Origin of the sequence: Luteimonas yindakuii (assembly GCF_004803715.2) — a bacterium.
GTDB lineage: Bacteria > Pseudomonadota > Gammaproteobacteria > Xanthomonadales > Xanthomonadaceae > Luteimonas > Luteimonas yindakuii.
This window is the reverse complement of record NZ_CP039383.2, coordinates 2,020,368-2,038,883: the sequence shown is the minus strand read 5'-3', so window position 1 is coordinate 2,038,883 and position 18,516 is coordinate 2,020,368. Positions and strand designations below refer to the sequence as shown.

Here is an 18,516-nt window from a genome sequence, read left to right as displayed (position 1 = left end):
TCGCATGCCACCCCGCGGGCGGGACGCCATGACTTCCGGCAACCTCGCCGCGGAGCGGGGTTCACTACGATCGGCACGATGATCCAGCATCTCAACAACAACCGCCTGTTGCGCTACGCCGGCCTGTTCACCTGGGGCGTGATCGGCCTTCCGCTGCTGGTGCGCACCGTCACCCAGGCCGATCTCGCCGTCCCGGAGGCCGGGCAGGGCGCATTCCTGAGCAGCGCCATGCGCGCCTGGCTGGCCTGGGGCGTGTTCGGGCTGTCCTATGCCTGGCTCACCCGCGGCCTCGGCGAGCGCCGGATCGGCGCGCTCGACCACCTGCTGACGGCGTTGCTGGCCGGCAGCGCGATCGCGATCAGCTACTACAGCCAGAGCGGCCTCGGCAGCATCCTGCTGATGGTGGTGGCCTGCGTGCTGCCGTGGCTGATGCCGGTGTGGTTGGGCGTGGCGCTGCTGGTGGCCTGCGAGTTCGTGATCGTGCCGGTGTACCTGCGCGGGCTCGATTTCTCGTGGCTGGAGGCGCTGCTGCAGGCCAGCCTGTATGCGGGTTTCACCGGTTTCGCCTTCGTCACCGGCCTGGTCGCACGCCAGCAGGCGCAGGCCCGCGACGAGCAGCGTCGGCTCAATTCGGAACTGCGCGCCACCCGCGCGCTGCTGGCCGAAAGCGTGCGGGTGAACGAACGCACGCGGATCTCGCGCGAGCTGCACGACCTGCTCGGCCACCACCTCACCGCGCTCAGCCTGAACCTGGAGGTGGCCAACCACCTGACCAGCGGCACCGCCCAGGAGCATGTGCAGCAGGCGCACACGCTGGCCAAGCTGCTGCTGAGCGACGTGCGCGAGGCGGTGAGCCAGCTGCGCGACGACGACGCCATCGACCTCGGCGCCACTCTGCGCCCGCTGGCCGAGAACGTCCCCGCGTTGCGCATCCACATGGAGATGCCCGAGCCGTTCCTGCTCGACGATCCGGAACGGGCCCACGTGCTGCTGCGCTGCACCCAGGAAATCATCACCAACGCGGTGCGCCACGCCCAGGCCGAGCAGCTGTGGCTGCGCTACAGTCTGCGCGCCGACGGGGTGCACCTGGACGCCCGCGACGACGGTCGCGGCGCCGAGGTCGCCAATGTCGGCAACGGGCTGCGCGGCATGCGTGAGCGGCTGGCGGCCTATGGCGGCACGGTCGGGATAGACACCGCCCCGGGGCGTGGCTTCCAGCTGGAGCTGCAGCTGCCATTGTCGGCGCCGGCCGAGCGGGTGGCGCGCGCGGCCGAGGGCGCACGCGTGGTGCCGCGGCGCGGCCGGCAACAGCACGACTCCCGACAGCAGGACCAACAGCACGACCCCTCCGGCGCTGGCGACGCGGCCGGGACATCCATCGAAGGAGAACGGCATGATCCGCGTCTGTCTGGTCGATGACCAAACCCTGGTGCGCCAGGGAATCCGCTCGCTGCTGGCGCTCGATGGCGGCATCGAGGTGGTGGCCGAGGCCAGCGATGGCCGCCACGCCGTCGAACTGATCCCGCAGATCCAGCCCGACGTGGTGCTGATGGACATGCGCATGCCGGTGATGTCGGGCCTGGAGGCGCTGCAGATGTTGTCGCGCGAGGGCCGCCTGCCGCCGACGATCATCCTCACCACCTTCGACGACGACCAGCTGGTGCTGGCCGGGCTCAAGGCCGGTGCCAAGGGTTACCTGCTCAAGGACGTGTCGCTCGACCAGCTGGTCGGCGCGATCCGTACGGTGGCCAATGGCGGCTCGCTGGTGCAGCCGGCGATGACCCAGCGCCTGCTGTCGGGGCTGGAGCACATGCGCAACGAGTTCGTCAGCCTCGACCGCCCGGATCCGCTCACCGACCGCGAGACCGAGATCCTGCGGCTGATGGCGGGCGGCTTCTCCAACAAGGAGATCGCCAACTCGCTCGGCGTGGCCGAGGGCACGATCAAGAACCACGTCTCCAACATCCTGTCCAAGCTCGGCGTGCGCGACCGCACCCGGGCCGTGCTCAAGGCCTTCGAGCTCAAGCTGGTCTGAACGCTGCCAGGGCCGTGGTGCCGGTGCCATCCGCGTGCACGACGGCCTGCGCGCAACCGGCCGGCCGGGGCCGCGTGCAACGCGTTCCTGCATGAAATCGCTTCCGTTTTCGCTGTCGCCCGACCCGGAACATCTTGTACGATTGCCGGTCTGCGCCCCGGCACTGCCCGGTTCCGGTCCTGGAGAACCCTGAATGACCCGTTTGCTCGAGATCCTGATCGCCCTCGCGATCACCGCCGTGATGTTCCTCGTGATCGGCGTGCTGCTTCCGTCCAGCCGCTCGCTGGAAGAGAAGGTGGAAACCAATCGCCGCCAGACCATCGTGTTCGACACCATCAACAGCTTCCGCCGTTTCGACGACTGGCATCCCTTCGCCGCCCAGGACCCGCGCATCAAGATCCAGCTTTCGGGTCCCGATTCGGGCGTCGGCGCGAAGATGTCCTATGACTCCTCGGTCAAGAACATCGGCACCGGCACGTGGGAGATCGTCGAGTCCGAGCCGCGTTCCAAGGTGGCCTACGCGATCGAGAACGAGCAGCGCGGCAGCAACAAGCGCAGCGAATTCACCCTGCGCCCGACCGGCCGCAGCGGGCGCAACATCGAGATCACCCAGACCTACAACGTCGATTACGGCTGGGACCTGCTGGGCCGCTACGCCGGCCTGTACGTCGCCCGCAACGTCGGCGACAACATCGAGACCGGCCTTAAGCGCCTGAGCAACATGCTGGCGTCGGTGCCCAACGTCGACTACGCGATCGAGGGCAGCAGCCTGCGCGACCTCGCCGCCACCGAGCTTCCCGCCGAGCACCTGCTGATGGTCAAGGCCGGCGCGATCGAGCGCAGCAACGACGCGATCATGGCCTCGATGAAGGACAACATGGAGTGGATCAACCGCACCCTGGCGGCCAACAGGCTGCAGGCTGCCGGTCCGATGCGCATCATCACCTCCGAGCTGGGCCGCGAGACCTACACCTTCGACATCGCGGTGCCGGTGCGCGCCGGTGGTGCAGCCGCTGCCGCCGACGCATCGGCGGAAGGCGAGACCGCGGCCGCCGCGCCGGCGGCGACCGATGCCAGCCAGCCGCTCACCGGCCTGCAGCTGCTCGGCCCGGTGGAATACGTCCACAGCCCGCCGGTCCGCGTCGCCAAGGCCCGCTACACCGGCTTCATGGCCGAGCTCGACAACGTCCGCAATGCGCTGCGCGCGTGGGCGATGACCCAGGGCCATGAAGTCGTCGGCCGTCCGTTCGAGAACTACGACAACGGCATCGATGCGGCCTTCACCGCCGAGGGCGAGTACGAAGTGTTCTGGACCCTCAAGCAGTAAGGTCCGCGACATCACCAGTTGACCCGCGCGCCGCGCCCCTCACCGGGCGCGGCGCGCGCGTTTCCGGGGCCGCCAGGCGCCTGCGGCGAGGAGTGACTCGATGACGAACGATCCCATCCATGCTCCGCACCGCTGGCCTGCAGCGGTCGGCGCCCTGTACGCGGGGCTGTCGGTCGCGGCGGCGGCGTACGCATCGCATGGGCTGGACGGCGAGGCGCAGTCGCGGCTGATGCTTGCCGCGATGTTCGGCTTCGGCCATGGCGTGGCACTGGTCGCGCTGGGCCGGCAGGCGTTGCGGCGCACCGCCGCGGTGGCGCTCTGGTTCCTGCTGGTCGGCGTGGTGCTGTTCTCCGGCAGCCTGGCCGGCGCCGCGCTGGCCGCCTGGCCCACCCGTGCGGCGCCGTGGGGCGGCATGCTGATGATGCTGGGCTGGCTGCTGCTGGCGGTGGACAGCCTGCGCCGCTGACCCGGCACTGGCGGCCGTGCGGTCGGTCCGCAACCATGGCCGGCCATCAGCCACGGGACCGGATATGCCGCGCCACGCGAGGGGTTTCGACACCGTTGCCGCGTACGACTGGTTGTCGCGCCGCGACCGCAAGCTGGGCACCTGGATGCGCCGCCTCGGTCCGATCGAGCCCGACCCGCGCTGGCGTCGCGCGTTCGACCCGGTCGATGCGCTGGCCCGCGCGATCCTGTTCCAGCAGCTGTCGGGCAAGGCAGCGGCGACGATCGTCGGCCGGGTGGAAGCGGCGATCGGCAGCACCCGCCTGCATGCCGACACCCTGGGAACCATCGACGATGTCGCGCTGCGCGCCTGTGGCGTGTCCGGCAACAAGACCCTGGCGCTGCGCGACCTCGCCGCGCGCGAGGCGGCCGGCGACATTCCCGGCCTGCGCCGCATGGCGACGATGGACAACGAGGCGATCATCGCCGCACTGGTGCCGATCCGCGGCATCGGCCGCTGGACGGTGGAGATGATGCTGATGTTCCGCCTCGGCCGTGCGGACCTGTTGCCGGTGGACGACCTCGGCGTGCGCAAGGGCGCGCAGATCGTCGATCGCCTCGACGCGATGCCCACGCCACGCGAGCTCGCGCTGCGCGGCGAGCGCTGGGCGCCGTACCGCACCTACGCGGCGTTCTATCTGTGGCGCATCGCCGATGCCGCGCAGGCGGCGAAGACGCCGACGCCGCGCTCCCAGTAACGCAGCCGCATCAGGCGATCGCGCCGGTATACCGCCAGTGCCACGGCTCGTAGACGATGCCGTGCGGGTTGTCGCGCGGATAGCTCATCGCAAAGCCGTGGGTGGCCGCGTGGTCCTGCAGCCAGCCGAACGCCGCGGTGTGCTCGAAGCTTTCTTCCGCCGGCGGCTCGCCGGGCGCGCCGATGTCGAGCGCCTGTCCGCCATGGTGTTCGCTGAAACCGGGCGCGGCGTTCACGGCGAGGATGTCGTCGACCTCCAGCCCACGCGCGCGTTTGCGGGCGAAGATGCCCAGCTGGTAGGCGTGGCTGCGATAGCCCGAGATCGCCTCGAGCACGACGCCGTCGTCGCGTGCGGCCGTCTGCATGCGGCGCCAGGCCAGCGCCGCGTCGCGGTCCAGCCACAGCGGCCGCCGATAACGATCCCGGCCGGCCCAGGCCAGCCATGCCGGCTCCGCCACCAGCGGCAATCCGGTGCGCTTCGCGTAGTCGCCGGCATCGAGGCCGAGGAGCGCCAGTCGTGCCTCCAGCCCATGCACCGGCAACGCGTGTGCACGGGTGAGGCGCGCGCAGCGCAGGGCCGGTGCGGTGGCGAGCGCACGCAGGGCGCCGTCGGCGTCGAGTCCCGCCGTCCAGCGCGGCAGCAGCGGCACCAGCCCGTCGTCCATCGCCACCGCGAGGTAGCGCCCGTCCTGCTTGCGGCGCAGCACCCAGCGGCCGCGTGCCAGCGCGCGCGCATCGTGGCTGCCGGTCGCACGCAGCAGGTCGGCGGGCCACAGTTCGATGTCGCGGGTGTTGATCAGCAGGCGGGGCAGGGAACGCATCGTCGCGGGTGCTGGAACCGGGCAGTGGAGTCTAGCGCCGCATCCAGCGCGCTGGCGGCGCTCAGCCCGGGCGCTTGAGGAACAGCATGGTCGGCCCCCACTGCGTGGCGTGGACCGCGTTGACCAGTTCCCAGCCCTGTTGCCCGAGCGAGCGCAGGCGTTCCTCGATCAACGTGGGCTTCACCGTGCCCCACATGTTGCCCTTCACCTCTTCGACCTTGTACTGCCAGCGCTCACTCATCGTCGTGTCCTTCAGGGGTGGATTCGCGCGCCGGGTCGTACCGGCCCGCCTTGCGCAACGCGTCGCGCAACACGTATTCGATCTGCGCGTTGACACTGCGCAGCTCGTCGTCGGCCCAGCGCTGCATCGCCGCGAGCACCTCGGCGTTGATGCGCAGCGGATAGCTCTTCTTCGCGGTCATCGGCCGCCACGTCGCCGGCGGATCACGTCGACCAGCACCAGCAGCGCCAGCACGTTCACCGCCAGCGCCATCGCGATCGCCACCGCGAAGGTGCGCGTGCGATCGCCGCCGGCCCAGGCCAGGCCCAGCGCGCCGGCCAGCATCGCCAGGCCGACCAGGCGCATGACCGTGGCCATGCGCGGGCGGTCGCGGGCGAAGCTGCGTGCCAGCAGGAACGCCGGCAGCGCGCTCGCGCCGATCACCAGCGCCGGGAACAGTCCGTCGCCCATCAGTACAGCGAGCCGGCGTTGACCACCGGCTGGGTGCCGCGGTCGCCGCACAGCACCACCAGCAGGTTGCTGACCATCGCCGCCTTGCGCTCCTCGTCGAGCTGGACCACACCGTTCTTCTGCAGCTCCGCCAGCGCCATTTCCACCATGCCGCAGGCACCGGCGACGATCCGCGCGCGCGCCGCAACCACCGCGTTGGCCTGCTGGCGCTGCAGCATCGCCTGGGCGATCTCCGGCGCGTAGGCGAGGTGGCTGATGCGCGCCTCGAGCACGTCGACGCCGGCCTTCGCCAGGCGCTCGTCGAGCTGCACCTTGAGGTGTTCGGAGATCTCCGCGGAATGGCTGCGCAGCGAGATCTGGCCGTCCTCGTGCTGGTCGTAGGGATAGCTGGTGGCCATCGCCCGCAGCGCGGCCTCCGACTGGATATGCACGAAGCTCTCGTAGTCGTCGACGTTGAACACCGCTTCTGCGGAGTCGACGACCTTCCACACGATCACCGCGGCGATCTCGATCGGGCTGCCGTCGAGCTCGTTGACCTTGAGCCGGCCGCTCTCGAAGTTGCGCACCCGCAGCGACACCTTGCGCTTGGTGAAGAAGGGGTTGTTCCAGCGCAGGCCGTTGTCGTGGACGGTGCCGACGTACTTGCCGAACAGGCTGACCACTGCCGCCTGGTTGGGCTCGAGCATGTACAGGCCGACCATCGCCAGCACCGCGACCACCGCGATGAAGATGCCGGCGACCAGCTGCCAGGCCGGACCGCCGGTGATCACGGCATCGAAGAAGGCCCAGCCGGCAGCGGCGAGCAGCGCCAGCGTGCCGAGCAGGACGGGGATGCCGGCGGCGGAACGGATCGGGTTTTCCTTCATGGCGGTCTCCGGATGGGCCAGGCTGGCCCGCTGCAAAGAGTGATATCGAAATGATATCGGTCTGTCAACTTCCGGGGCAGCGGCTGCCCGCGCGCGCCCTACAATGGCGCCCCCGTTCATTCCGCAGGTTCCCCGATGGTCCGTCTCGGCACGCCGCTGTCCCCGTCCGCCACCCGTGTGCTGCGCTGCTGGGCTCGGGGGAACTGGGCAAGGAGGTGGCGATCGAGCTGCAGCGCTTCGGCGTCGAGGTGATCGCCGCCGATCGCTATGCCGGCGCGCCGGCGATGCAGGTGGCGCACCGCAGCCACGTGCTGGACATGCTCGACGGCGCGGCGATCCGCGCGCTGGTCGAGCGCGAGCGTCCGCACCTGATCGTTCCGGAGATCGAGGCCATCCACACGCAGACGCTGGAGGACCTGGAACGCGAAGCCGCGCAGGACGGCAGCGGGACGCGGGTGATCCCGACCGCGCGCGCCGCGCGGCTGACCATGGACCGCGAGGGCATCCGCCGGCTGGCGGCGGAAACGCTGGGCCTGCCGACCTCGTCCTACCGCTTCGTCGACACCGTCGACGACTACCGCGCCGCGGTCGCGGCGATCGGCCTGCCGTGCGTGGTCAAGCCGGTGATGTCCTCGTCCGGCAAGGGGCAGTCGCTGGTGCGCGCGGACGCCGACGTGCAGGGTGCCTGGGACTACGCGCAGACCGGCGGCCGCGCCGGCGCCGGGCGGGTGATCATCGAAGGCTTCGTCGATTTCGACTACGAGATCACCCTGCTGACCGTGCGCCACGCCGGTGGCACCGCCTTCTGCGCGCCGATCGGCCATCTGCAGCGCGACGGCGACTACCGCGAAAGCTGGCAGCCGCAGCCGATGTCGGCGGCCGCGCTCGCGCGTTCGCGCGAGATCGCGCGCGCGATCACCGACGACCTTGGCGGCTGGGGCGTGTTCGGCGTCGAACTGTTCGTCAAGGGCGACGAGGTCTGGTTCTCCGAGGTCTCGCCGCGCCCGCACGACACCGGCCTGGTCACCCTGGTGTCGCAGGAACTGAGCGAATTCGCCCTGCATGCACGCGCGATCCTCGGCCTGCCGGTGCCGGTCGATGCCAACGGCACCATCGCCACCTTCGGTGCGTCCGCCTCGTGCGCGCTGCTGGCGGAGGGCCACGGCGTGCCGGTATTCGACGGCGTCGACGCCGCACTGCGTGCACCCGACACCGCGCTGCGGCTGTTCGGCAAGCCGCGGGTGGAGGGCCAGCGGCGCGTCGGCGTCACCCTGGCGCGCGGGGCGGATGTCGATGCCGCACGTGCGGTGGCGCGCGAGGCCGCGGCGGCGCTGACGATCTCGCTGGACTGACGAGCGCCCGCTGTCGGACTGCGTGTTGGGCACCGGCGTCGGCGGGAGTTGCCGCTTACTCGCCTTACACGCCACGCCACGCGTCGATCGTGGCAACCGCCACCATCCGCATGCCGCCGCATTGCGATGCTCAGGGCGCGAGGTCGACCCACACCAGGCGGTGGTCCGAGCCGTCCACGATCTCCGCACCGGGCTCGCCGGGTGCCGGCCAGTACACGCCGTTGCCGGCCAGGCGCATGCCGGTCGACGGCAGCGCGTAGTCCAGCCGCAGCACGCCGACGCGTCCACCGAAGTCGCCGGTGCCATGTGCAGGATCGCCGCGGCGGCCGGCATGCGTCGCCGGGGCGGCGTGGGCGGCGGCGCGCGCACCGGCGCTCGATGGCGGCGATGCGCGCAACACGCGCGGATGTTCGAGCAGTGCGGTCACCGCTTCATGCAGGCCGTCGCCGTCGGCCGGATCGTTGTTGAGGTCGCCGAGGATCACGAAGCGCGCATCCGCCGCCAGTCCGCCACAGCGGCCGGCGTCATCGCACAGCCAGGGTTTTTCGCCGGGCGAGAGGTATTCGGCCCACAGCCGGATCTCGTCGGCGTTGCGGCGGCCGTTGCGGTCCTCGGGGCCATCGAACACGGGCGGGGTGGGATGCGATGCCAGCATGTGCACGATGCCCAGCGGCGTGCGCACCGGCACATCCCAGTGCGACTTCGACGACAGCCGCAGCTGCGACCACACCGCGTCGGCATGGAATGGCCGACCGTCCGGCCACAGCGGCCGGCGTGCCCCGGGCAGCGTGCTCCAGCGCAGATGCTGGAACGTGCGCGCGCCTGCACTGTCGATCGGATGGCGCGACAGCAGCAGCATGCCGTACTGCCCCGGATGCAGGCCGTAGCCCCAGGCGTCATTGCCGTAGGCGCGGCCTTCGCCGCCGACCTGGCCATCGCCATCGAGGTCGAGTCCGCTGGCCACGCCGGTGTTGACCGGCGCGAAGTAGCGGTACGGGTAGTGGAGGGCCGCGCCACCGCCGGGCTGGGCGATGTCCAGGTACTCACGCTGGAACAGGTCGGCCGCGCGTCCGTCGGGGTCGAAATCGAACTCGTTGAGCAGCACCACGTCCGGGCGCACGCGCTGCAGCACCGCGGCGACCTTGCGCGCATCGGCGTCGCCGGCGGCCAAGCGCGCCACCAGGCCACCGGCGGTGTCGGCATACAGCGAGGCGTTGTAGCTGGCGACGCGCAGATCTGAATCGGACATGGCACTGCGGTAGGCGGCGGGGTCGCCGTGGACGTGGACGCGCACGCAGCCGGCGAGCAGCACGAGCGACGCAAGCAGCAGCAAAGGTCGCATCATCGGGTGGGGTCGTCCTCGGAAATGTCGCGCCAGCCGCGGCCGTCGAAATGCTCCAGCGGGCGGAAGCGGCGTTTGTAGTCCATCTTGCCGTGACCGTCGATCCAGTACCCGAGATAGAGGTGCTGGCGACCGTCGCGGCGTGCCCATTCGATCTGCCGCAGGATCGCCAGAGTGCCGAGGCCGCGCGCGGCCTCATCGGGCTCGTAGAAGGTATAGACCGCCGACAGCGCGTCCTCGACGAGGTCGGTCACCGCGACCGCCAGCAGGCGACCACCGGCACGCAGTTCGAGGAAGCGCGCATCCGCCCAGCGTCCGAGCAGGAACTGGTCGAATTCCGCCGCGCCGTGCCCATCCATGCCGCCGCCGGGATGGCGCGCCCGCAGGTAGCGGCGATACAGCGCCAGACGCTCCTCATCGCGACCGGCCGGCCGCACGCGCGCCTCGACATCACCGTTGCGGACCATGCAGCGGCGCTGGCTGCGATCGGGCCGGTAACGATCGAGCGGGACGCGCACCGGCACGCAGGCGCGACAGCCGGCGCAGTGCGGGCGGTAGACGATGTCGCCGGACCGGCGGAAACCCCACTGCAGCGCCTGGCCATAGAAGGCGGGCAGCCGCGCATCACGCGGGTCGAGCACGAGATCGCGTGCCTCGCGTTCGGGCCAGTAGCCGCAGGCATGGGTGCCGGTATGGAACAGGCGCAGGTTGTCGCTGTCGGCGGTCACGGTGCCACCCACCAGGCCATCGCGCCGGCAAGGCTGCCGACCGCGGCGCCGGCGACCACGTCGCGGACACTGTGGCGCGCAAGCACCAGGCGCGAGGCGACGATCAGGCCCGCGAAGACCAGCATCGCCAGCCCGGCGCCGGCGTGCCACGCCCACAGCAGCACGGTTGCATACAACGCGAAAGCCGCGTGCAGCGACAGCGTGCACCAGCGTGCCAAGAGCAACGCCACCGCAACGATCGCCGCTGCCAGCGCCAGCCGCAGTGCAAGCCACGGCTGCGGCAGCGCCAGCAGCGCGCCGAGCGCAAGCAGGGGCAGCAGGAACCTGTTGAGGCCGCGACGTTCGTGCACGCCGCTGGCATCGACATGCCGCCAGTGCCCACCGCGCACGCGCCACCACGACCACCCCATCACCACCGCGGCGCAAGCAGCGGTGCCCAACGCCGTGCGGGTGGTGGCGGCAGCATCGATCGTCGCCATCGGCAACAGCAGCGCCAGCGGCAGCACCAGCAGCGGATGGCCGAGGATCGACACGAAACGGGCCAGCAGGGCGGGGGAGGACGGCATCGCGTGAAGGATACCCGGAGCGGTTCGCGCGCCCTGCGACTGTCGCGCGACTGAACGCGGCCGGCGGCAGGTCAACGTGCGGGGGCGTGAGCGCGTTGTTGTTGGCACCAGCGGCGAATCACGCCGCCCTCTGGAGACAGGCACGATGAAGATCCACATGCTCGCCGCCGCCACGCTGGCGATGTTTGCCGCCGCCGGCGTGCAGGCTGCCCCGCCGACGGACCAGGCGCCGCGCGCGGCCCGCACGCTGCAGCTCGACACCAACAACGACGGCGCCATCGACCGCACCGAGGCCGCCGCATCGCCCCGGCTGGCATCCGGTTTCGATCGCCTCGACAGCAACCGCGACGGCCGCCTGCAGCGCGACGAGCTGCGCGGCGCACGCAAGGGCCACGGCACGCGGGGTCGCGGTGCACACGGCCACGGCGGCATCGATGCGCTGGCACGCCTGGATACCGACGGTGACGGCCGCCTCAGTCGTGGCGAACTCGAGGCCGCCAAGGCCGCCCGCGAGGCACGTGCCGGTGCGAACCCGCAGCGGCCTGCACGTGACGCGCACGCCGCACGGCCCGACCTGCTGGCACAGTTCGACAGCATCGACCGCAACCGCGATTCGCTGCTGAGCCGTGGCGAGCTGCGCAGCTGGTTCGAGGCCCAGCGGCCGCAGCGCGAGGCGGAGATGCAGCGCCGCTTCGACGAGCGGTTCACCGCCGCCGACCTCAATGGCGATGGCAGGCTCAGCCGCATCGAGGTCGACGAGAAGATGCAGCGGCTGTCCACGCGCTTCGCCTGGCTCGACGAGAACGGCGATGGCTTCCTCGACCGCAACGAGCTGCGCCCGCAACGCGGCCGCTGAACCCGCATTACCGGTCCGTGCCATGACACGACGCCCGCGCAGGAGATCGCGCGGGCGTCGTCGCATCCGAGGTGGCACCTGATGATGGAATCGTTCGCCCGACACCTGCGGGCGCGATCTCATCCCTGCAGATAGACGATCGACAGCATGCCGACGACGACCAGGTTGCTGATCACCACCCCGCTGGGCCCCATCGACAGCCGGTAGCCGAGCGTGCGCCAGTACGCGTGGCGCGGGTTGCGGCGCGCGTCACGTTCGACCAGCGGGTTCATGACACGCGGGATCGGCACCAGCAACACGTAGTTGAGCACCACGAAGCTGGCGCCGATCGCGGCGTACATGAGCACGCGTGTCTCCGCCAGCCAGGTGATGCCGACGAGGAAGCCACACACCAGCGCGGTCAGCAGATAGGCGTCGTAAGCGCGCAGGATCGCGCGCCGCTCGGTTTCGTTGTCGGCATAGCGCGCCAGCATGCGGCGGAACAGCCACGCGGTGAGCACGCCGCTGAGCATGCCCGTCACTGCGGCGCCGGCGGTTCCGAAGACCAGCTTGCCGATCACGCCGCCGGCAATGGTGCCGCCGCTGGTCGCCATGCCGGCCGCCGCGGCCGGCTTGCTGATCCCGCCCAGTGCCGCGGTGACGGCCACCGCGAAGGTGGTCCCCGGCGCGCTGCTGTCGGCGAAATCACGGAAGCGGTCGAGCAGCTCGGTGCGCAGGCAGCGCCGTGCACGCGACAGCCGCTTGCGCACGGCGGCGTCCGACAGCCCCAGCAGGGCCGCGACCTGCTTCGAGTTCTGGCCCTCGCGGTAATACAGCAGCAGCACTTCGCGGCTGTCTTCGGGCAGCTCGGAGATCAGCTCGGCGGCAATCGCATCGCGCTCGCTGTCGAGCAGGCGCCCGGCCGGGCATTGCTCCGGGTCGGCGGCGCGGGCAATGGCCAGTTCCGCCGCCTCGCCATCGAGCGGGCGGTTGCGGTTGGCACGCAGGTGGTCGCGGGCGAGGTTGCGGGTGATCTGCCGCAGCCACGGCAGGAAGCTCGACGGACTCTGCAGCCGCGGCAGGTGCCGCCAGGCGGAGAGGAAGGCCTCCTGGGCGATGTCCTCGCTGGTGGCCACGTCACGGGTGATCGCCAGCGCCACCGCGGTCACCGTGTTCTGGCTGGCGGCGACGATCCGGCCGTAGGCATGTGCATCGCCGCGCGCCGCGGCAGGCAGCTCACGCGAGATCAGGTCGTCGATGGGGAGCGCGCAGGCCAGGTCCATGGCGGTGTCCGGTTCGGGAGGTCAATCCCTGACGAAGGGGCCGGCGAAGTGTGACCCGGCCCGTTCCTCCCGCCAACGGCTGGATCGCCGCGGTCAGACCGCCCAGATCGCCATCGCGGCGATGACCGCGATCACGATCAGCAGCACGCGGCGGAAGCGGCTGATCCGTTGCAGCACGGACGGCGGCAGCACCGGATCGGCCGGGACCTGCGGCAGCGGTTCGGTAGTGCCCACCGGCGACTGCACGACCGGGCGCGTGGTCGGCCCCGACAGCCCGGCCTCGCGCATCAGTGCCCGCGCGCGCGGCTGGTCCTCGGAGTGGATCACCCACACCGCCGCCTGCGGGCCGTTGCCGGTGCCGCGATAGCTGAAGTGGCGGCGGCGGTTGCCGTGGTAGGAGCGGCCATTGGTGATGCGCACCGGGATGTCCTGTTCCTCGAGCCACCGGGCGACCTTTTCCACGTTCTCGAGCCGCGGACTGCTGAAGACCTCTCTCACGTTCCTGCAACCTCCGTCATTCGTGCGACGGCACCTGGGCCGCCGCCTGCGCATCGCGGACGACGCGGATCAGCCCTTCCTGCGCGGTGCTCGCGACCAGGCGGCCGTTGCGGTCGTAGATCATGCCGCGCGCGAGGCCACGCGCATCCTGCGCGCTGGGGCTGTCGATGGAATACAGCAGCCAGTCGTCGACGCGGAACGGGCGGTGGAACCACAGCGCGTGATCGAGCGAGGCCATCTGCACGTTGGGCTGGTAGTAGCTGATGCCGTGCGGGAAGGTCGCCGTGCCGAGCAGGTGGAAATCCGATGCGTAGGCAAGCAGCGCGCGATGCAGCTCCGGCGCATCACCCACCGGCTCGGCGAGGCGGAACCAGACCTGCTGGTAGGGCGGGCGCTTGGGCGGATCGAGCTCGTCGCGCGGGTAGACGTGGCGGAACTCGAACGGCCCGCCGCGGCTCAGCCAGCGCTGCACCTTGGTCGGCAGCGTGGCCAGCACCGCGTCCGGGACCGACGGCGCCGCGGCGATGTCTTCCGGCGCCGGCACTTCCGGCATTGACAGCTGGTGGGTGGCGGCGCGTTCCTCCACCGCCTGGAACGAGGCCGCACAGAAGAAGATCACCCGGCCGTGCTGGATCGCGGTCACCCGGCGCACCGAGAAACTGCCGCCCTCGCGGGTGCGGTCGACCTCGTAGACGATCGGATGGTCGACATCGCCGGCACGCAGGAAATAGGCATGCAGCGAATGCGCCGTGCGCGGCTGCGCCAGCGTCGCCTGGGCGGCGGACAGCGCCTGTCCCAGCACCTGGCCACCGAACACGTACTTCGTGCCGATGTCGCGGCTCTGGCCGCGGAACAGGTCGTTTTCCAGGCGTTCGAGCGTCAGCAGCTCGACCAGTTCGGCCACGTGTGGATTCATGCGGAGGGCGCTGCGGAAGGACCGCGGATTATAGGCGGCGCGCGCTGCATCGCCGGCAACGGCGGCGCTCTAGCTTGAAGCGGGCAACAGGCGTTCGAGGCCGCAGGCCGCCAGCACCGACGACCACGGGAACAGCGGGCCCGGATCCACCTTGCGCGCGACGTTGCGTGCCGGGTCGTCGCTGGCGGCGACACGATCGGTATCGAGGTCCTCGTGGCCGGCGATCAGGCGCAGGCCGGGCAGGGTCGCGCGCAGCTGGGCGAGCAGCGCCAGCAATGCGGCGATCTGCCCCCCGGTGTATGGCTCGGTCATGGCCTGGTGCCGGCTGTCGTACCAGTGCGGATAGCGTCCGGTGTTGACCAGTTCGATGCCGACCGAACGCGGGTTCCAGCCACGCACATGGTGGGCGACGCGCTCGGCCGGCACGTATTCGGTGATGCCACCGTCGCGGTCCACATACCAGTGACCGCTGGCGCCAGTCCCCGCTTCCGGATACAGCACGCGTTTGCCGTATTCGCGTGCCATCGCCATGTCCGGCAGCTCGGTGCAATGGATGACGACGAGGTCGATATCGGCCGGGTCGCGCGCCTGCAAGCGCGGCACGTAAGGCAGATGGTCGATCTGGATCGCGGGAACCGGTGTGCTCATCAGGCGGATGCTAGCAGTGGCGTCGGTCGGTGATGGCGGCCTGCGCGCGTTGCGATGCGCACCGACGCTGCCTGCTAGCATTTCGCGGATGAACCGACTGCCGCCGCCCGAATCCGACCTCTACCGGCTGATGAGCCGCTTCCCGTCCAGTGGGCGGGTGGAGTGGATCGGCGTGCGGCCGTCGCGCGGCGCAGCGGTGGTCGAGGTCGAGCGCACGGTCGCACTGACCGGCGGCGGTCTCGAAGGCGACCGCTACAGCGGTGGCAGCGGCAAGCGCGGCGTGACCCTGATCCAGGCCGAGCACCTGCCCGCGATCGCCGCGCTGGCCGGCGTACCGGATCTGGTGCCTGCGATGCTGCGGCGGAATCTGGTGGTCTCGGGCATTCCGGTGATCGCGCTGAAGGGCTGGCGTTTCCGCGTCGGCGAGGTGGTGCTGGAAGGCACCGCGCCGTGCGATCCCTGCTCGCAGATGGAAGCCACGCTGGGGCTTGGCGGCTACAACGCCATGCGCGGCATGGGCGGGCTGTGCGCACGCATCGTCGAAGGTGGCGAGCTGCGCGTGGGCGACCGCGTGGAGTGGCTAGGCGCATGAGCCGGCGCGGGCACTGCATCCTTTCGCACGGCTTCGAAAGTGGACCGGATGCGACCAAGGTCACCGCGCTCGCGGAAGTGGCCGAACGGCTGGGCTGGAGCCACGAGCGTCCCGACTACACCGACCTCGATGCGCGCCATGAAGTGAGCCGGCTTGGCGACGTCGCGGCACGTCTGCAACGCCTGCTCGACCTGGCGGATGCGGCGGCCACGCGTGGTCCGCTGGTGCTGGCGGGATCGAGCCTGGGTGCGTGGATTTCCGGCCGGGTCTCGCTCCAGGTCCCGGTGGCCGGCCTGTTCCTGATGGCGCCGCCGGTGCGGATGGGCGAGGCGCCGCCGCTGGAGGCGGCTGCGGTGCCGACTACCGTCATCCACGGCTGGGACGACGAGCTGATCACCGCGGCGGACGTCGTGGCCTGGGCGCATCCGCGCCGCGCGCGACTGCTGCTGGTCGATGACAGCCACCGTCTGGCCGCGCATGTGGACGCCTCGGCGGACGCCTTCGCGCAGCTGTTGTCCGGTCTCTGACAGACGTCACCGGGCGCCGGCCGCCCATCCGCGCGACAATGGCCGGCCCTTCGTGTCCGGATCGCCGATGAAGTTCTTCGCCAGCTGCGCCAAGGGCCTGGAATACCTGCTTGCCGACGAGCTGCTTGCGCTGGGTTGCGCGCGCGCCACCGCCGCCGTTGCCGGCGTGAACGTCGAAGGCGAGCTGGTCGATGCGCAGCGCGCGGTGCTGTGGTCGCGCCTGGCCAGCCGCGTGCTGTGGCCGCTGACCGACTACGACTGCCCGGACGAAGCGGCGCTGTACGCCGGCGCGCGGGCGTTGCCGTGGCACGAGCACCTGGTGCCGGGCATGACGCTGGCGGTGGATGCGCACGTCTCCGGCGAGGCGATCACCCACGCGCGCTTCGCAGCGCAGCGGATCAAGGATGCCGTGGTCGATGCGATGCGCGAGCACGACGGCACCCGGCCCGATGTGGACCTCGAGGATCCCGACCTGCGCCTCAACCTGGTCGTGCGCAAGGGCCGCGCGATCCTGTCGGTCGACCTCGGCGGCGGCCCGCTGCATCGCCGTGGCTGGCGACAGGCGCGCCACGACGCACCGCTGAAGGAAACACTGGCTGCGGCGGTACTGGCACGTGGCGGCTGGGGCGATCTGCAGCGGACGGGTGCGGCGCTGCTGGATCCGATGTGCGGCAGCGGCACGCTGCTGATCGAAGGCGCGCTGATCGCCGCCGACGTCGCCCCCGGCCTGCATCGCGACGGTGTGTCCGGTCTGGCGCCATCGCGCTGGACCGGCTTCGACCGCGACGCCTGGCGCGCACTTCGTGACGACGCCACCCAACGGGCCGAAGCCGGGCTCGCTGCGCTTGCGCCGCGCTTCCTTGGCACCGACCTCGACCCGGAGGCGATCACCGCTGCGCGCGAGAACGCCGCGCGTGCCGGCGTCGCCCATGCGCTCGACCTGCGCGTGGCCGACCTGCGTTCGCTGCAGCCGGCCGACCTGCCGGCCACCGCGCGCGCGGGCGATGCGCCACCCGGGCTGGTCGTCACCAACCCGCCCTACGACGCGCGCCTCGCCGTCGACCCCGCGCTGTACCGCGCGCTGGGGCAGACGCTGCAGCGCATCGCGCCGGAGTGGCGGGCGAGCCTGCTGTGCGGCGACGACGATCTCGCCCATGTCACCGGCCTGCGTGCGCGCAAGCGCTACCGGATGTTCAACGGCGCGCTGGAGTGCAGCCTGATCGTGGTCGAGCCGCTGGCGCAGGCGCCGCGCGGGGAGATCGCGCGGCCGCTGTCGGACGGGGCGCAGATGGTCGCCAACCGCCTGCGCAAGACCCTGCGCGCGACGAAGCGCTGGCGTGCGCAGGAGGGCATCACCTGCTATCGCGCCTACGACGCCGACCTGCCGGAATACGCAGCGGCGATCGACGTCTACGTGCCGGTGGACACGCCGGATGCACCATGGCTGCACGTGCAGGAATACGCCGCGCCGTCGGAAATCCCCGAGGACGTCACCCGGCGTCGGCTCGCCGACCTCGTTGCCGCTGCACGCGAAGTGTTCGAGGTGCCGCGCGAACGCGTCGCGGTGAAGACGCGCGCGAAAGGCAAGGGAGGCAGCAAGTACGGCCGCTTCGACGCGCGCGGCGAATTCCTCACCGTGCGCGAGGGCGATGCGCTGCTGCGGGTGAACCTGTTCGATTACCTCGATACCGGTCTGTTCCTGGACCACCGTCCGCTGCGCGCACGGATCGCCGCCGAGGCTCCCGGCATGCGCGTCCTCAACCTGTTCTGCTACACCGGCGCGGCGACCGTGCAGGCGGCGGTCGGTGGCGCCGCGCAGACCACCAGCGTCGACCTGTCCGGCACCTACCTGCAGTGGCTGGCGGACAACCTCGCCGCCAACGGCATCGGCGGCCCGCTGCACCGGCTGGTGCAGGCCGACGCGGTGTCGTGGCTGGAGGCCGAGCGCGGCGAGTACGACCTGGTGTTCTGCGACCCGCCGACGTTCTCCAACTCCGCGCGTGCCGACGATTTCGACATCCAGCGCGAGCACGTGCGCCTGCTGCAGGCGGCGGTGCGGCGGCTGGCGCTGGACGGCGTCCTCTATTTCAGCAACAACTTCCGCCGCTTCCGCCTGGACGTCGATGCGGTGGCGGCGTTCGCCGATTGCGAGGAGATCAGTGCGGAGACGATTCCGCCGGACTTCGCGCGTAATCCGCGCATCCACCGCGCCTGGCGGCTGCGGCGGCGGGTGGGGTAAGCGGCGGCGCCGCGACCTGTCCCCCGCATGGCGGGAGACAGGTCATCCG

At 70.9% G+C, this 18,516-nt stretch carries 20 protein-coding genes and 2 pseudogenes; 10 read left to right on the top strand and 12 right to left on the bottom strand.

Features of this window, described 5'->3' with window-relative positions; translation table 11 throughout:
- Positions 1 to 78: 78 nt before the first annotated feature.
- The 5 genes and pseudogenes from E5843_RS09300 to E5843_RS09280 form a co-directional block, all read left to right on the top strand.
- Positions 79 to 1,278 (top strand): annotated as a pseudogene (locus E5843_RS09300) (sensor histidine kinase); the annotation flags it as partial.
- 115 nt (positions 1,279 to 1,393) lie between these two features.
- Positions 1,394 to 2,035, top strand: coding sequence for a response regulator (locus tag E5843_RS09295; RefSeq protein ID WP_134673705.1), 642 nt, complete (start codon positions 1,394 to 1,396; stop codon positions 2,033 to 2,035).
- A gap of 193 nt (positions 2,036 to 2,228) precedes the next feature.
- Positions 2,229 to 3,362 (top strand): polyketide cyclase, encoded by a 1,134-nt coding sequence (locus E5843_RS09290; RefSeq protein WP_141065943.1) that lies wholly within the window; start codon positions 2,229 to 2,231, stop codon positions 3,360 to 3,362.
- A gap of 100 nt (positions 3,363 to 3,462) precedes the next feature.
- Positions 3,463 to 3,828: a DUF423 domain-containing protein gene (locus E5843_RS09285; protein ID WP_136412493.1), complete on the top strand. Its 366-nt coding sequence runs from the start codon at positions 3,463 to 3,465 to the stop codon at positions 3,826 to 3,828.
- A 64-nt stretch (positions 3,829 to 3,892) separates the two neighbouring features.
- A complete protein-coding gene (locus E5843_RS09280) occupies positions 3,893 to 4,564 on the top strand; it encodes a DNA-3-methyladenine glycosylase family protein (RefSeq protein WP_136412492.1) in 672 nt (223 codons plus the stop codon).
- A gap of 10 nt (positions 4,565 to 4,574) precedes the next feature.
- Here E5843_RS09280 and E5843_RS09275 read toward each other — a convergent pair whose 3' ends face one another.
- The 5 genes from E5843_RS09275 to E5843_RS09255 all read right to left on the bottom strand — a co-directional run bounded on the left by E5843_RS09275 (position 4,575) and on the right by E5843_RS09255 (position 6,941).
- A complete protein-coding gene (locus tag E5843_RS09275) occupies positions 4,575 to 5,384 on the bottom strand; it encodes a M15 family metallopeptidase (protein WP_136412491.1) in 810 nt (269 codons plus the stop codon).
- Between the two features lie 61 nt (positions 5,385 to 5,445).
- Entirely contained in the window at positions 5,446 to 5,625 is a 180-nt protein-coding gene (locus tag E5843_RS09270) for a DUF4177 domain-containing protein (RefSeq protein ID WP_134673700.1), read from the bottom strand.
- On the bottom strand, positions 5,618 to 5,806 hold the full coding sequence (locus E5843_RS09265) for a type II toxin-antitoxin system antitoxin (protein WP_134673699.1): 189 nt from the start codon (positions 5,804 to 5,806) through the stop codon (positions 5,618 to 5,620). Before E5843_RS09265 ends, E5843_RS09270 begins: the two co-directional genes overlap by 8 nt.
- Positions 5,803 to 6,075, bottom strand: a complete 273-nt coding sequence (locus E5843_RS09260) for a hypothetical protein (RefSeq protein WP_134673698.1) — start codon at positions 6,073 to 6,075, stop codon at positions 5,803 to 5,805. Before E5843_RS09260 ends, E5843_RS09265 begins: the two co-directional genes overlap by 4 nt.
- Positions 6,075 to 6,941: an SPFH domain-containing protein gene (locus tag E5843_RS09255; RefSeq protein WP_136412490.1), complete on the bottom strand. Its 867-nt coding sequence runs from the start codon at positions 6,939 to 6,941 to the stop codon at positions 6,075 to 6,077. Before E5843_RS09255 ends, E5843_RS09260 begins: the two co-directional genes overlap by 1 nt.
- A 135-nt stretch (positions 6,942 to 7,076) precedes the next feature.
- Between E5843_RS09255 and purT the strand changes: the two are divergent.
- Positions 7,077 to 8,293 (top strand): annotated as a pseudogene (gene purT, locus E5843_RS09250) (formate-dependent phosphoribosylglycinamide formyltransferase).
- A 130-nt stretch (positions 8,294 to 8,423) separates the two neighbouring features.
- On the opposite strand, the gene E5843_RS09245 reads toward purT, so the two are convergent.
- Genes E5843_RS09245 through E5843_RS09235 form a run of 3 tightly spaced genes read right to left on the bottom strand, consistent with a single transcriptional unit; the run spans position 8,424 to position 10,929 of the window.
- Positions 8,424 to 9,638, bottom strand: a complete 1,215-nt coding sequence (locus E5843_RS09245) for an endonuclease/exonuclease/phosphatase family protein (protein WP_141065942.1) — start codon at positions 9,636 to 9,638, stop codon at positions 8,424 to 8,426.
- Positions 9,635 to 10,363 (bottom strand): arginyltransferase, encoded by a 729-nt coding sequence (locus tag E5843_RS09240; RefSeq protein ID WP_141065941.1) that lies wholly within the window; start codon positions 10,361 to 10,363, stop codon positions 9,635 to 9,637. Before E5843_RS09240 ends, E5843_RS09245 begins: the two co-directional genes overlap by 4 nt.
- Positions 10,360 to 10,929 carry a phosphatase PAP2 family protein gene (locus E5843_RS09235; RefSeq protein WP_141065940.1) on the bottom strand — a complete coding sequence of 190 codons (570 nt, stop codon included), beginning with the start codon at positions 10,927 to 10,929 and terminating at the stop codon, positions 10,360 to 10,362. The genes E5843_RS09240 and E5843_RS09235 overlap by 4 nt, the downstream gene beginning before the upstream one ends.
- Before the next feature lie 145 nt (positions 10,930 to 11,074).
- On the opposite strand from E5843_RS09235, the gene E5843_RS09230 reads away from it, so the two are divergent.
- Positions 11,075 to 11,785: an EF-hand domain-containing protein gene (locus E5843_RS09230; protein ID WP_136412487.1), complete on the top strand. Its 711-nt coding sequence runs from the start codon at positions 11,075 to 11,077 to the stop codon at positions 11,783 to 11,785.
- 119 nt (positions 11,786 to 11,904) lie between these two features.
- Here E5843_RS09230 and E5843_RS09225 read toward each other — a convergent pair whose 3' ends face one another.
- The 4 genes from E5843_RS09225 to E5843_RS09210 form a co-directional block, all read right to left on the bottom strand.
- Entirely contained in the window at positions 11,905 to 13,047 is a 1,143-nt protein-coding gene (locus E5843_RS09225; RefSeq protein WP_136412486.1) for an RNA polymerase sigma factor, read from the bottom strand.
- A 93-nt stretch (positions 13,048 to 13,140) separates the two neighbouring features.
- A complete protein-coding gene (locus E5843_RS09220) occupies positions 13,141 to 13,545 on the bottom strand; it encodes a pathogenicity-like protein (RefSeq protein ID WP_136412485.1) in 405 nt (134 codons plus the stop codon).
- 16 nt (positions 13,546 to 13,561) lie between these two features.
- Positions 13,562 to 14,461: an acyl-CoA thioesterase II gene (tesB, locus tag E5843_RS09215; protein ID WP_136412484.1), complete on the bottom strand. Its 900-nt coding sequence runs from the start codon at positions 14,459 to 14,461 to the stop codon at positions 13,562 to 13,564.
- A 69-nt stretch (positions 14,462 to 14,530) separates the two neighbouring features.
- Entirely contained in the window at positions 14,531 to 15,109 is a 579-nt protein-coding gene (locus tag E5843_RS09210; protein ID WP_136412483.1) for an N-acetylmuramoyl-L-alanine amidase, read from the bottom strand.
- Positions 15,110 to 15,197: 88 nt separating this feature from the next.
- Between E5843_RS09210 and E5843_RS09205 the strand changes: the two genes are divergently transcribed.
- From E5843_RS09205 to rlmKL, 3 genes are all read left to right on the top strand, one after another.
- A complete protein-coding gene (locus E5843_RS09205; protein ID WP_166815966.1) occupies positions 15,198 to 15,701 on the top strand; it encodes an MOSC domain-containing protein in 504 nt (167 codons plus the stop codon).
- Positions 15,698 to 16,228 (top strand): alpha/beta hydrolase, encoded by a 531-nt coding sequence (locus E5843_RS09200; RefSeq protein ID WP_134673687.1) that lies wholly within the window; start codon positions 15,698 to 15,700, stop codon positions 16,226 to 16,228. Before E5843_RS09205 ends, E5843_RS09200 begins: the two co-directional genes overlap by 4 nt.
- A 67-nt stretch (positions 16,229 to 16,295) precedes the next feature.
- Positions 16,296 to 18,467, top strand: a complete 2,172-nt coding sequence (rlmKL, locus tag E5843_RS09195; protein WP_141065939.1) for a bifunctional 23S rRNA (guanine(2069)-N(7))-methyltransferase RlmK/23S rRNA (guanine(2445)-N(2))-methyltransferase RlmL — start codon at positions 16,296 to 16,298, stop codon at positions 18,465 to 18,467.
- The last annotated feature ends 49 nt before the right edge of the window (positions 18,468 to 18,516 follow it).

Coding starts and splice junctions, on each gene's coding strand:
- E5843_RS09295 (WP_134673705.1), top strand. CDS start 1,394: ATGATCCGCGTCTGTCTGGTCGATGACCAAACCCTGGTGCGCCAGGGA.
- E5843_RS09290 (WP_141065943.1), top strand. CDS start 2,229: ATGACCCGTTTGCTCGAGATCCTGATCGCCCTCGCGATCACCGCCGTG.
- E5843_RS09285 (WP_136412493.1), top strand. CDS start 3,463: ATGACGAACGATCCCATCCATGCTCCGCACCGCTGGCCTGCAGCGGTC.
- E5843_RS09280 (WP_136412492.1), top strand. CDS start 3,893: ATGCCGCGCCACGCGAGGGGTTTCGACACCGTTGCCGCGTACGACTGG.
- E5843_RS09275 (WP_136412491.1), bottom strand. CDS start 5,384: ATGCGTTCCCTGCCCCGCCTGCTGATCAACACCCGCGACATCGAACTG.
- E5843_RS09270 (WP_134673700.1), bottom strand. CDS start 5,625: ATGAGTGAGCGCTGGCAGTACAAGGTCGAAGAGGTGAAGGGCAACATG.
- E5843_RS09265 (WP_134673699.1), bottom strand. CDS start 5,806: ATGACCGCGAAGAAGAGCTATCCGCTGCGCATCAACGCCGAGGTGCTC.
- E5843_RS09260 (WP_134673698.1), bottom strand. CDS start 6,075: ATGGGCGACGGACTGTTCCCGGCGCTGGTGATCGGCGCGAGCGCGCTG.
- E5843_RS09255 (WP_136412490.1), bottom strand. CDS start 6,941: ATGAAGGAAAACCCGATCCGTTCCGCCGCCGGCATCCCCGTCCTGCTC.
- E5843_RS09245 (WP_141065942.1), bottom strand. CDS start 9,638: ATGATGCGACCTTTGCTGCTGCTTGCGTCGCTCGTGCTGCTCGCCGGC.
- E5843_RS09235 (WP_141065940.1), bottom strand. CDS start 10,929: ATGCCGTCCTCCCCCGCCCTGCTGGCCCGTTTCGTGTCGATCCTCGGC.
- E5843_RS09230 (WP_136412487.1), top strand. CDS start 11,075: ATGAAGATCCACATGCTCGCCGCCGCCACGCTGGCGATGTTTGCCGCC.
- E5843_RS09225 (WP_136412486.1), bottom strand. CDS start 13,047: ATGGACCTGGCCTGCGCGCTCCCCATCGACGACCTGATCTCGCGTGAG.
- tesB (WP_136412484.1), bottom strand. CDS start 14,461: ATGAATCCACACGTGGCCGAACTGGTCGAGCTGCTGACGCTCGAACGC.
- E5843_RS09210 (WP_136412483.1), bottom strand. CDS start 15,109: ATGAGCACACCGGTTCCCGCGATCCAGATCGACCATCTGCCTTACGTG.
- E5843_RS09205 (WP_166815966.1), top strand. CDS start 15,198: ATGAACCGACTGCCGCCGCCCGAATCCGACCTCTACCGGCTGATGAGC.
- E5843_RS09200 (WP_134673687.1), top strand. CDS start 15,698: ATGAGCCGGCGCGGGCACTGCATCCTTTCGCACGGCTTCGAAAGTGGA.
- rlmKL (WP_141065939.1), top strand. CDS start 16,296: ATGAAGTTCTTCGCCAGCTGCGCCAAGGGCCTGGAATACCTGCTTGCC.